Genomic DNA, 12,281 nt, shown 5'->3' with positions numbered 1-12,281 from the left:
GGGGTTAAATACTTTTCGGTCGTTTTCACTCAGCGGGAAACAAAATTGACACCTCCAAGGGGCTTTGCGAGCTTCACGAGATTAAGTTCTTACAAAATTATGACAACATAAACATTTTAAGGCGCAAAAATTGACTTAAACGTGGTGATAAAATGGCCGTTCACCCGATTGACTACCGCTACGGAAGCGAGGAGATGAGGAGAATCTGGGACGAGGAGAACAAGTTGCAGAAACTCCTCGACGTTGAGGCCGCCCTCGCGAGGGCACACGCGAAGGTCGGGAACATCCCAGAGGAGAGCGCACGCGTAATCTCTGAAAGGGGTAACACAAAGTGGGTGAAGCTTGAGAGGGTTAAGGAGATTGAAGAGGAGATACACCATGACATAATGGCAGTTGTCAAGGCGTTAAGCGAAGTGTGCGGCGAGCACGGGAAGTACGTTCACCTTGGGGCAACCTCAAACGACATTATAGACACCGCTAATGCTCTTCTAATAAAGGAGAGCCTCGCGATAGTCGAGAGAGACTTGAAGGAGCTCCGCTCAATACTCAAGAAGCTCGCGAAGGAGCACAAGTACACTGTTTGCATCGGGAGAACTCACGGTCAGCACGCGGTACCCACAACCTACGGCATGAAGTTCGCGATATGGCTGGACGAGGTGCAGAGGCATATAGACAGAATCAACCAGCTCAAGGAGAGAGTTCTCGTTGGCCAGATGAGCGGCGCTGTTGGAACAATGGCCAGCTTCGGGGAGAGAGGCCTTGAAATACAGAGGTTAGTCATGGAAGACCTCAGCCTCAAGCCCGCTAGAATAACCAACCAGATAATACAGAGGGACGTTTATGCAGAGTTAATGATGGTTCTTGCCCTAATAGCCTCGACCCTCGACAAGATTGCCCTTGAAATCAGAAACCTCCAGAGGACTGAAATCCTCGAGGTCAGCGAGCCCTTTGGGAAGAAGCAGGTGGGCTCGTCAACCATGCCGCACAAGAGGAACCCGATAAGGAGCGAGAAGGTGAGCGGTTTAGCCAGGGTTCTCTACTCCAACGTGATTCCGGCGTTGTTGAACAATCCTCTCTGGCACGAGAGAGACCTCACGAACTCATCAGTTGAGCGTGTTATTCTCCCTGAGAGCTTTGTCCTCCTCGATGAGATGCTGAAGACTACGATAAAGGTGCTTTCGGGCCTTGAGTTCTTCCCCGGGAACATTAAGAGAAACCTCTACCTTACCAATAACCTCATAATGGCCGAGCCGCTGATGCTGAAACTGACGGAGAAGGGTATGGGGAGACAGGAGGCGCACGAACTCGTTAGGCAGCTGGCTATGAAGGCGTTTCACGAAAAGAGAGACCTTCTTGAAGTCGTTAGGGAGAGCGAAGAGGCCATGAAGTACCTTACAGAGGAAGACCTTGAGTCCCTTAAGCCGGAGAATTACATCGGGCTTGCACCACAGATTGTGGACAATGTAATAGCGTTCATAGAGGCTAGAGAGCGGGAAGAAGCTATTAAAGGCGAGTAATTTCTTTTTAGGTCTCTTTTGTGCCTTTTTCTTTGCAAGTTCATTCTTGGTTCTTGCTGCAATTTATCTCTTGGATTTTTGGGTGAATTGTTACGTTTTATAATCTTAAATTCAAAAATTTGCTTGCGTTTAATTTCATTTATTTTGATAAAACACTTATATATTTTTATTTAGCTTTGTATTTTATCTAATATTTGGGTTTCTCTAATATACTTAAAAAATTTGAAGTTTTTAAAAACTATTATTAGTAGTAGAAAATGGCAAATTTGTACTACTTCCTGACGTTAAATAGACAAAGACGAACATTTAATTCCTAGAAATGGCCGAATGTCAAGAATGCTAATTATTCAAGCGAGAAGCCCGCTATCACAAGACCAGTTTTTCATTACGATGAAAGATAGTTATCGGCCGATGAGGTTAGCAGGATTTTAATCTAGAAGATCTCCACTACCATGTTGATAGACCCCCTTTTGAAATACCGACAACCCAAAAACGCAAGACAACTGTAGTCATTTCTAGATACTGCTATGGGAATCACGAAAACCAACCTTATTTGAGAGCACTCCCACTTTGGAGACAAGAGAGAAAGCTGGATGTGATTCAAGCGATAAAAACTCCGTTTCTTAGAAGATTGATCGGGAGAGTCTTTGAGAATAGTATCGAGGATGATATTAAACATGTTGCCGTTAATGATCCCATATGGTCACTTTTAGGCAGGTAGTTTACTTGGCTTCATATTATTTAAATAAGCACCCCAATAACGAGACCAGCGATGAAGGTCGTCTTATCGGAGAAACTGGTTCCCATAAGAAGTTCCTGATGAATAAACCCTGCCATGGGTTAAGTATAACACTGTGCTAGTTACCTGCTGAAGCTATATGTGTCTTGCTCTTATTTGGTTAACTATGATGTAAGTGCCCATTTTTGTACTGCAGTTTTTGATATAATGTACCTTATATGACAAACTGATGGACAATACCGGACATTAAAAAGAAAAAAGTTTGGGATTATACTTACATTTTGGTAGGAAATACAAAGGGACCCAACTCTCTACTTGTAGTGCATGCCCCCCTATCATAACTGAGATTCTGATTAGTCCAGAGCTATTGTCTGTTATACCCCCGTTCTATTTTTCGCCAAGCTCGTATTTGGGGTCTTTCAAGAGCTCGCTCTATTTTTCTGGAAAAGGTAGTCTAGGAGTGAATTATTATCTCTCATTGAGGATCCTCTCAAGGCTACTTCCAGTATCTTGGAAAGGTCTGGACAAGTAACTTTTTGTGAACTTCTAACTTTCGATTAGTTTGTGAGTATACATTCTCCCACTGAGGGTGGGGGTAGTATGGGTGACTGTGGGCTCAGCTTATATTTCTTTCCAGATTCCCCTGCACGTTGGTTTATAACTACCTTTAATTGTAACTAGAAGTTGTTGTATGATAGCGGGCTTATCTATGCAACTTCCTCTGTTTTGAGTGGGCATTATAATTCATTCATTGCCCATTTGTCGCTGTAGCTTGCGCCTTTTCTGCTGGCCCTCTATTGGCCATGGTTTTGTCCTTTTAACAACTCAATATTGTAAAAACTTATGATTTTCTATATTATTAAAACGTAATTTTATCGTATATATTATTTTGAATGTATTTTTATTTTTATTTCGTATTTATACGGAAAATTTTTGAGTTGGTTTTTATAAAACTAATATTAATTAATTAACTTATGTTATACTAAAGTAACAACTCACCCAAAAATCTGAGAGATAAATCTGCAGGGAATTTTAGGGTATCCTAACAAAATTCAAAAAGGCTTTAGATGCCTAGAACACCTAAGAAAAGACACGAAATGCCAAATCTAGCGAATAAAAACTTGTTGAGGCTTCACTCGTCTGCTCCCCTTGGAACCTCATTTCCCCCCGGGAGAATTATAAGCTCCCTACCCTCGACGAGCATCTGTGCCACCTTTTTCCTTGCAGAGGTCAAAGCCCTCCATACTGTGCCCCTCGAGACACCCATCCTCTGACCCGCCTCTTCCTGGGTCAGCCCCTCATAATCGACCAGCCTCAGTGCCTCAAACTCCTCATAGGTCATAAAAATCGGTGGTTTTGGCTGAAACACTGGTGGCTGAGCAGGATAGAAATGCCTGACCTGTGGTATAAATCCTATCATCCTCATCTTTCGTCTTCTTCCTCTTCCTCTGCCCCAGCCCATACCCCTCGGCATTCCAACACCTTCCCAGCTTTGGCCAGCAAGGGTTATAACTTTATTGCCTTCTTTATCTTACGGTGGGAAAATGAGTGAAAACTTCAGGGTAGTTGAGAGAAAGATAAGCTGGAACAAGGACTTTGACAGCTCCCACTTCCTTGCACTGCCCTACGAAAGCAAGTGCCTCAGGATTCACGGCCACACTTACCACGTTGATGTCGAGATATGGGGCGGGCTGAATGAGAGCGGTATGATCTTTGACTTCAACCACCTGAGCACCCTCGTCAAGCTCCTCGACCATCGAATCCTTGTAAGCGAGAACTGGGTAAAAGAGCGCAGGGATGAGGTTGTCATCATTGAGAAGAACGGCAAGCGGCTCGAACTGCCCGAGAGCGAAGCAGTGATCCTCAACAAGTCCAACGTGACGGCCGAATACATTGCCGAATGGTTCGCCGAAAGGATTGCAGAAAAGGCCGGAAACAACGTGAGGAAGATAAGGGTAAGAATATGGGAAGATCCAAGAAGCTATGCCGAGGTGACTCTCGAACGCTAACAGCCCTTTTCTTTTTCTACCGCTGAGACATCCGTTCCGCATTTTCCTCTCAGTTCATCAAGTATTCTATTGGCTGATTTGAACAGTTCATCATAGTACTCATTGTTGAACTTCTCCATGGCCTCCCTGGCTAGCTTTGCTATGACAACCGCGTAGGCTCCAGCGGTTTCGCAGTCTTCGTTCTCCACTATCATCGGCATCATGCTCACGAGATAGCCAACGAATGACGCCAGGAGCTTTTCCCAGTCCCTTTCAAAGCCGTTTTCATTGAGCCATCCTTTTAGGGTTATGAAGACCTTGACTGCCGGCTTGACAACCGCGTACTCGTTGAAGCGACGGTAGCGGATGAGCAGGTATTGAAAGAGCGATACCAGAAAACTCCTGACGACTTCCCTTCCAAGGTCGTTCTCCTCAACGAACTTCTGGAATTCGACTAAGCCTTCCCTTCCAGACTCCTCAAAGGCATCTATGACTCCGGGATAAGGCGGGTTGAACTGGGAGAAGTCAACGTCTCCCATCTCCTCGATCTGCGGCAGGATTTTCATGACTGTTTCAGCTTTCATTTCCTTACACCCAAAGCGTTAAAGCCTCCTGGGTTTATTAGGGTTGAGGTGAGAGTATGAAATTCAAACCCGGACGGATCTTCCTCTTCAGGGTTCCCGAGGGGGAAGACCTTCTGGAGGCAATAAACCGCTTTGCTGAGAGTAGGGGCATTAATGCCGGGGTCGTCATGGGTATCGGCTCCCTAAGGAATCCTGTGGTGGGATACTACTCTGAGGAAGAGAAGAAGTACAGGAGTATCAAGCTCAGCGGAACTTTTGAGCTCCTCTCATTGAATGGCAACATAAGCCTCAAGGAGGGAAAGTCCTTCGCACACCTTCACGTGACCCTCGGCGATGAAGAGGGAAGGGTCTTTGGCGGCCACCTAATCAGAGGAGATGTCTTCGTTGCGGAAGTTTACATAGGGGAGCTAATTGGGGAACCACTTGAAAGAAAAGACATGGGGAACAACCTCTGGCTCTGGGAGGCGGAGCGTTAGCGTATCGTCCTCCCTTCCTCTATCTCCTTCTTCAGCATCTTTGCCTCTTCCTCGGTCTTTCTCACCCGGAAGACCCTCGCTATCCTCTCAATAGCCTCGAGCTTCCTAACGATGCCGTCGAGCCACGTGAAGACATCTCCAGGATAGACTATGAGGCCGTAGACCTTTCTGAAGTGCTCCGCTATCTGGGTCGGGTGCTTTCCGTTCCTTCTAAGCTCGATTATCAGGTTGCTCACCCTCTCCATAGTGTACTCGGTGCAATCCTCCTCTGGACACATGAAGAACTCCTGGTAGATCGTGAACAGCCTCTCCGCTGCGTTGGGACTCAGCTCGGGAATAACCTTATCAAGTTCTTCAAGGATTGAGGCAAAACTCGGAGAGAAGACGTTTGCGCTTAAACGACCCCTAACAGCCCCTTCAAGCTCTCTCTGGAGAGTCCCGCTGAGGTAGAGGTTCTCGAACGGGAGGAGCTTGATCGCTATCCATCTAGCTTCCCTTTTCCTGAGGTTTTCCCTGATGAAGGTTGCCTCCTTTGGCAGGAGGAAGCTCATGCTGACGGCCCTTCCGTAGGGAGTAACTTCAACGACCGGTCTCTTTATCCTCACGAAGCCTAACCCCTCGAGCTTTTCAAGGACTTTTTCGGCGCTCTGATTAGCTCCTAAGCACATAGATTGGACTTCCTCGATGACGTCCAGCCGATTGAAGACGCAGGAGTGAGCTAAGACGTTGTCCTGCTCAAGCTCGTCGCTCCACTCCACCTGAACTGGCTCGATAGAGGCCGTCAGAAGCTTGAAGGCGATTTCATCTTCAGTTCCTTCCATCTGGGCGGAATACTTCCTTCCGGGTTCGACGAGAAGATAGACCTTCCCCTTCTCGTGGTAGAGCGGCCTTCCGGCTCTCCCTAGCATCTGGTGGAACTCCCTAACGGTTAGCCACTTGTTGCCCATGGCAAGGCTCTCAAAGATGACCTGGGAAGCGGGAAAGTCCACGCCAGCTCCAAGTGCCGCCGTCGTAACCACAACATCAAGCCTTTGAGCCAGAAACTCCATCTCGGTGAGCTTTCTCTGCTTGTACGGAAGGCCGGAATGATAGGGCTTGGCTTTGAGTCCTTTGCTCGTCAGGTAAGCCGCTAATTCGTGCGTTCTCTTCCTGGAGAATGTAAAGACAATACTCTGTCCCCTGTAGCCCTGCCTTGACTTCCTCATTGCCTCTGCCCTGCAGAGGTTCACTATATGCCTCCACTTCTCGCTCTCGTTTCTAACTATTATCACGTGTCTCTCAAGGTCAACGGGCCTCTCGTCGTAGAGCACCAGTTTTAGCCCAAGCTCCTTTGCAAGCTCCTCTGGGTTGCCGACTGTTGCGGAGAGGCCTATGAACTGGGCCTTTGGGTAGAGCTTTCTCAATCTCGCTATAAGGCCGTCAAGTCTCGGTCCGCGCTCCTCATCGTCGAGCGTGTGTATCTCGTCTATCACTATGGTTCCGACGTTTCCTATCTTTCGCCCTGCGCGGAGAAGGTAGTCTACACCTTCGTATGTTCCGACGATTATATCGGCGTCTATCCCTGTGTCAACGACCACGAGCTCATCCTTGGTCTTTATCCTGCTCATGCCGACCCTTATCGCCACCCTCAGGCCAAGCTTGGAATAGCGCTTCTTGAAGTCTTCGTACTTCTGGTTCGCCAAAGCTACCAGAGGTACCAGGAAGAGGAGCTTTTTCCCATTCATTGCCTTTGGTACCCCTGCCAGCTCGCCTATTAAGGTCTTCCCGCTGGCAGTTGCAGAGACTACCAGAAGGTTTTCACCCTCAAGGAGACCGTTTTTGACTGCAAGGCTCTGGACGGGCAGGAGTTCATTTACTCCTTCTGTCTTTAGGACTTCTTTAAACTTCTCTGGGATAGGTAATTCGTCGATTTTTATTTTCTCGACTTTAACGTGCTTGGCCTTGAGCTCGTCCCACTTGGTTATCTCCGGGTGCTTCGTCGGATCGAAGCGCGGGTCGAAGGCGTAGAGGACTTTATCAAGGTCACGGAAGCGGTCAAGGAGCTTCTTCGCCTGATCAAACATTGCTATGCTCTTGAATCGGAAGCGGAGCTCCCTCTTCAGCTCGTCCTCGGCACAGCGTTCGCAGATGTACTCGTTGCGGTACTTTATACGGTTGCCCTCTGTCAGGACGGTTATCCTGCCCTCCAGCAAGCAGAGGCGGCACAGCTCGGCCTTTTCAACTCTCTTGTTCTGAAGCCTCCTCTTGAAGTAGTCCTCCCACTCGTCGGCGTTGACGAGGACGATCCTGGATTGACGGAGGAGCTTCTCTATTTCCTTCGGGTTCCGGTACTGACTTCTCTCAAGTACTTTGAAAAGCCTGCCTTCTCTCATTATGAAGCGGTAAATCCGATCAGCTTTAAGGTTCTGCATTTGAGAGAGCTTTTCGGGCTCGTTTTCAATGAAAAACGCCTCAAGCTCGTTTTTCTTCCTTCCCGGTCTCACGACGAAGAGCATCTTTCACCGCCTCGCAGGGAAGTTTTCGCCCTTTCTTCTCTCACCAGTGAAGGGCACCCAGCAGTTTTTAAGTTCTTCCAGAACGAGCGTCGCCTCCACGAACGTTAAGTTTACCCCAAAAATGGCTTTTAACCTCTCAATAAAACGCCTGAGTTCATCGGTATCGGCGACGTTTACCTTCATGAGAACCTGACTCTCCCCGGTTCTTACATACAAAAATTCGACGTTCTCCATCGTGGAAAGCCGTGAAAGGTATGGCCTCAAGGAATCGTCGAACTCTTTAAAGTAGAGCTCCAGTATGGCAGAGACGAATTCATCCAGAAACGCATGATCAACAACGGCCGAATATCCCTTTATCGCGCCGAGCCGCTCCAGTTTTTCCAGTCTGTTCTTGACGCTGGCCGGGGAGAGGTTTACCCTTTTCCCAAGCTCGGTAAGGGTAATCCTGCCCTCTCCGCGGAGTATCCTTAGGATTTCTCTGTCCTTTTCATCTACGCCGGGCATCTTCTTCACCGGAACTGAAACGGAAAGAAAAAGAAAAATCACCTTGTTATCTTTATCTCTTTCATTAACTCGAGGGGCTCTGGGTGCTTCTCGAAGTAGTCCCTGACTGGCTTGAGAAGCTCAATTAGGTACTCCGCCACGGCGTTCTTGAGGTCAAGTGGATGGAGTTTTCCTTCCGCGAAGTCCTTCTTAAGCTCTTCGAATGTGGTATACGTGACGTCGCCGCCGAACTTCGCCGGCCTGTGGATGGTGAACTCTGTCGGCTCTTCACGGAAGACGATGTACTCGGTCCAGTCGAGAACCGGATTGTATTTAACCTCTCTAGCCGGGCAGAAGGCCTTCCTTAACTTTTGCCTTATCTCCTCAGGGCTGTCGTGGATGAAGACAGCCGAGTAGGGCTTGCTCTTGCTCATCTTCATCTGGGTCTTCAATTCCTTGAACTGCTCCTCGCTCTCTATCGGCCAGACTGGCGGCTCCTGCAGGCCGAGGAGGAGGTGGTGGTGGAGAGCTACTGGCTTTAGCTTCTCGCCTTTCCATTCAAGCGGGTGGTACTTGAGCTTTTGAGCCACCTCAATCGCTATAACGTGCGCTTTTCTCTGATCCATTCCCGCGTGGGCGATTGTAACGCCCTGGTAGAATATATCAGCAACCTGCATCATTGGATATATGAGCTTTGCAAAGTCCACGGCCTCTCTCATCTGTCTTCCCATTATCGTTATCGAGCGCATGACCCTGCTGAGGGTCACGTTCTTGGAGATGTCTATGACGGTCTGCCAGTAGTCACCCTTCTCGAGTATCTCGCTCGCCAGGACGAACTCAACCTTGTCCGGGTCGCCGCCCATGACCTTTATGCTCTGCTTCATGCCCTCCTTGAAGTAGGTGAGCGCGACCTTCTGGATCGTCTCGAGGTCTCCTCCGAGCTTGTCGTTTATCCAGCTGTGCCAGTCCGCCAGAAAGACTCTCGTCTTCACGCCAGCCTTCTGGAGGTCTGCTATCTTGGCCCCGGCCATCAAACCAGTCCCTAGGTGAATGTAACCGCTTATCTCGAAGCCTATGTAGTGCTGAAGCGGAGCGCCGACCTCAAGCAGGCGTCTCAGATTTTCCTCAGTGAGAAGCTCCTCGGTTGGCTTTCTCTTGATGAGCTCTATCTTCTTTTCTATGTCCATTCTATCACCACCGCTTGGAAAAAGGTGGAGTCCTTTAAGGACTTTGCGGAAGTTTTTCAGCCCTGTTAAAGTTCGAGCGATAAGATTTATAACTTAATCATGATTAATTCAAACGGTGATACCATGAAGAAGGCTGCAATAATACTGGCGGCTGTTGTGTTGCTGTCTGTTTTTGGAGTTGTGGGAATGCCGAAGGTCAGCGCCGCTGGGGGGGGTCGTTATAGCGGTCGACCTCGCCCACGGCGAGAACCCGAAGGGACTGAATGACCTGACCTACAAGAACCAGACACTGACAGAAGGAATGCTCACGGTTCTGACCGACTACACCTTCGTTTACTTTGGCGATGCCAAGTATGAGGCAGACCTCGGTATCAAGAACATCGGAGACAAGATAACCTACGAGGCCCTCAAGGAGAACAACGTTACAATCCTGGTGCTCGGCCAGCCGACCAGCCCGCTCTATCCTGACGAGGCTGAGGCAATAAAGAAGTGGCTTGAAGAGGGCGGCCACGTCCTCTGGATTGCCGGCGATTCTGACTATGGTAACGGTGCAAAGACCCAGCAGTTCGTTAACAGCTTCCTCGATCAGCTTAGTTTGACCAACCTCAGGCTCGACCTCGCTTCAGTTGAAGACCCAGTCAGCAACGCGGGCGGAAAGCCCTACCGTGTTGTTGCCTATGCCGATCCCTGGCAGGGCACTCCCAAGAGGGACATTCTCGTTCAGGGCTTTGAGCACAACGGTGCAGTCCTTGCCCACGGTCCAGGTGTTGTTGCATGGGTTGACGGTGTCGATGGAAGCGGTGACTGGCACCCGCTTACACCCGATGAAAAGCCCGAGAACACCTACGTCCTCGTTCACAGCAACAGCAGTTCTGACATAACAGAGAACAACGACCCGCCGGCCAACGCTTACACCGCCGGTGAGCAGGGTGAGTTCCCGATCGTTGCTGCTCAGATAATCAAGTTTGAGGGCAAGAAGCCAAGTGTGATCATCGTCAGCGGTGAGAGCCCGATCGGTGACTACGAGCCGATGTGGGCCAGTGTCTACTACCAGAGGCCGCTTGACGGACCCAAGGTCGTCTCCAATATCTTCAAGTGGAGCGTTGAGATGACCAAGGGCGAAGAGAAGACAGCCGGTGGATCAAGCAGCTCAAGCACCTGCGGCCCAGCGTTCCTCGTGGGCCTTGCCGTCGTGCCGCTCCTCCTCAGGAGAAGGAAGTGACTCCCTTCCCTTCTTTTTGTTTCATTCGACCGACATCCTTTTATTGGGTTCGTTAAAGTCCTAACGGGGATGGTACCATGAAGCGCTTTATCGGTGTCCTGTTGGTAATCGTTCTTGGCTTAAGCGTAGTCGCCAGCGGCTGTATAGGTGGCGGTGGTAGCAACACCAACACAGGAACTTCTGGAGAGGGAATAACCCTCACCATTGTTACGAGGCACGATGCTACAATCCAGTACAAAGTTAAGCAACTCTTCCTCCAGAGCGACATCGCGAAGCAGTACAACATCAAGGATCTCAAATTCATAGGTGTTCCTGAGTCTCTCTGGCCGAGCTACATCAAGAAGGGAGCCGACGTCGGTTGGGGTGGAGGCCCAACACTGTTTGACGATATGTACAGGATGGGCTACCTCGCACCGATAACCGACCAGAATATACTCGACCTCATTGGCAAGCAGATTCCGGAGGAACTCGCCGGAATGCCAATGGTCAGGAAAAATGGAAGCCAGGTTTACTGGATAGCGGCGGCGCTCTCATCATTCGGTTTCACAGTGAACAAGGAGGTTCTCAACAAGCAGGGTCTTCCCTTCCCCAAGAAGTGGGAGGATGTAGCCTCACCCGAGTGGGCCAGAGACCCGCAGATGTACGGCATAGCTGACCCGACGAGGAGTACCTCCAACACGAGGATATACCAGATTATCCTTCAGGCCTTCGGCTGGGACGAAGGATGGAGGATAATGACGCTCATAGCGGCGAACTCCAAGGTCTATGAGGCCAGCGACGCCGTTAGAGATGCAGTCATCAACGGTGAGATAGCCGCTGGAAACACCATTGACTTCTATGGTTACACTGCCATGAAGCAGAATCCGAACTGTGTTTACGTTATCCCTGAAGGAGAGAGCATCATTAACGGTGACCCAATAGCCCTCCTCAAGTACAGCAAGCACCCCGAGGCGGCTCAGGCGTTCATCTATTGGGTTCTCACCGAGGGCCAGAAGGTCTGGATGAGTCCAGACATCAACAGGCTTCCTATCAATCCTGATGTCTTCAACATGACCATAACCGAGGAAGATGCCAAGATACTCTTCAAGGGCCAGAATGTCGGTGAGACCTACGCCCAAGCTGCACCTGCCCTTTACAAGGCCTACCAGATCTCAATATCCAGCAAGGGCATCCCGTTTGACGATGCTAGGGCGCTCAAGACCGTCAACTCCCTCCAGTACTACTTCAAGGCGACCCTCGTTGATGTGAACGGCCCGCTCCATCAGGCCTGGATGGCTATAGTCAACGCCTACAAGGAAGGAAAGATCACCCAGGAGCAGTTTGAGAAGCTCAAAGACGAGCTTACCGCACCTATAGAGTTCAAGGATCCGGAGACCGGACAGATAGTCACCTTCACCGAGGAGTACGCTGCCAAGATCAACGACAGAATTGCAACCGACGCTGGATTCCAGAGCCAGCTCATGGACGAGTGGCGCACCGCGGCCCAGGAGAAGTACAACAAGGTCCTTGAAGAGCTGAACAAGATTACCGGCTGAAGTCTTTTACTTCCTTTTTCTCATGTTTTTGGTGGTACTTTCCACTCTTAAGTTC

10 protein-coding genes are annotated in these 12,281 nt (G+C 49.4%); 5 read left to right on the top strand and 5 right to left on the bottom strand.

Features of this window, described 5'->3' with window-relative positions; all coding sequences use genetic code 11:
- Positions 1-152: 152 nt before the first annotated feature.
- Entirely contained in the window at positions 153-1,517 is a 1,365-nt protein-coding gene (gene purB, locus A0127_RS01905; RefSeq protein ID WP_062387269.1) for an adenylosuccinate lyase, read from the top strand.
- Positions 1,518-3,388: 1,871 nt separating this feature from the next.
- On the opposite strand, the gene A0127_RS01900 is transcribed toward purB, so the two are convergent.
- Positions 3,389-3,730, bottom strand: a complete 342-nt coding sequence (locus A0127_RS01900) for a DUF134 domain-containing protein (RefSeq protein WP_011249517.1) — start codon at positions 3,728-3,730, stop codon at positions 3,389-3,391.
- Positions 3,731-3,800: 70 nt separating this feature from the next.
- On the opposite strand from A0127_RS01900, the gene A0127_RS01895 reads away from it, so the two are divergent.
- The gene (locus A0127_RS01895) at positions 3,801-4,265 is read left to right on the top strand and encodes a 6-carboxytetrahydropterin synthase (protein ID WP_054841429.1); all 465 of its coding nucleotides are present in this window, start codon (positions 3,801-3,803) and stop codon (positions 4,263-4,265) included.
- Here the strand turns inward: A0127_RS01895 and A0127_RS01890 are convergent.
- A complete protein-coding gene (locus A0127_RS01890; RefSeq protein ID WP_054841430.1) occupies positions 4,262-4,828 on the bottom strand; it encodes a hypothetical protein in 567 nt (188 codons plus the stop codon). The genes A0127_RS01895 and A0127_RS01890 overlap by 4 nt on opposite strands.
- Before the next feature lie 56 nt (positions 4,829-4,884).
- Here A0127_RS01890 and A0127_RS01885 point away from each other — a divergent pair, with 56 nt between their 5' ends.
- The gene (locus A0127_RS01885; RefSeq protein ID WP_062387266.1) at positions 4,885-5,304 is read left to right on the top strand and encodes a PPC domain-containing DNA-binding protein; all 420 of its coding nucleotides are present in this window, start codon (positions 4,885-4,887) and stop codon (positions 5,302-5,304) included.
- On the opposite strand, the gene A0127_RS01880 is transcribed toward A0127_RS01885, so the two are convergent.
- From A0127_RS01880 to A0127_RS01870, 3 genes are read right to left on the bottom strand one after another with little or no spacing between them, the layout of a single operon-like run.
- Positions 5,301-7,799: a DEAD/DEAH box helicase gene (locus tag A0127_RS01880; RefSeq protein WP_062387262.1), complete on the bottom strand. Its 2,499-nt coding sequence runs from the start codon at positions 7,797-7,799 to the stop codon at positions 5,301-5,303. The two genes, A0127_RS01885 and A0127_RS01880, sit on opposite strands and share 4 nt — an antisense overlap.
- A 3-nt stretch (positions 7,800-7,802) precedes the next feature.
- Positions 7,803-8,303 (bottom strand): Lrp/AsnC family transcriptional regulator, encoded by a 501-nt coding sequence (locus A0127_RS01875; RefSeq protein ID WP_062387259.1) that lies wholly within the window; start codon positions 8,301-8,303, stop codon positions 7,803-7,805.
- A gap of 38 nt (positions 8,304-8,341) precedes the next feature.
- A complete protein-coding gene (locus A0127_RS01870) occupies positions 8,342-9,469 on the bottom strand; it encodes a tyrosine--tRNA ligase (protein ID WP_062387256.1) in 1,128 nt (375 codons plus the stop codon).
- 172 nt (positions 9,470-9,641) lie between these two features.
- Between A0127_RS01870 and A0127_RS01865 the strand changes: the two genes are divergently transcribed.
- Positions 9,642-10,691 carry a CGP-CTERM sorting domain-containing protein gene (locus A0127_RS01865; protein ID WP_231855784.1) on the top strand — a complete coding sequence of 350 codons (1,050 nt, stop codon included), beginning with the start codon at positions 9,642-9,644 and terminating at the stop codon, positions 10,689-10,691.
- 77 nt (positions 10,692-10,768) lie between these two features.
- On the top strand, positions 10,769-12,226 hold the full coding sequence (locus tag A0127_RS01860; RefSeq protein WP_062387253.1) for an ABC transporter substrate-binding protein: 1,458 nt from the start codon (positions 10,769-10,771) through the stop codon (positions 12,224-12,226).
- The last annotated feature ends 55 nt before the right edge of the window (positions 12,227-12,281 follow it).

Source organism: Thermococcus peptonophilus (assembly GCF_001592435.1).
GTDB classification, from domain to species: domain Archaea; phylum Methanobacteriota_B; class Thermococci; order Thermococcales; family Thermococcaceae; genus Thermococcus; species Thermococcus peptonophilus.
Note: the sequence above shows the minus strand (reverse complement) of the source record. Positions and strands in the feature narration are given on the sequence as shown.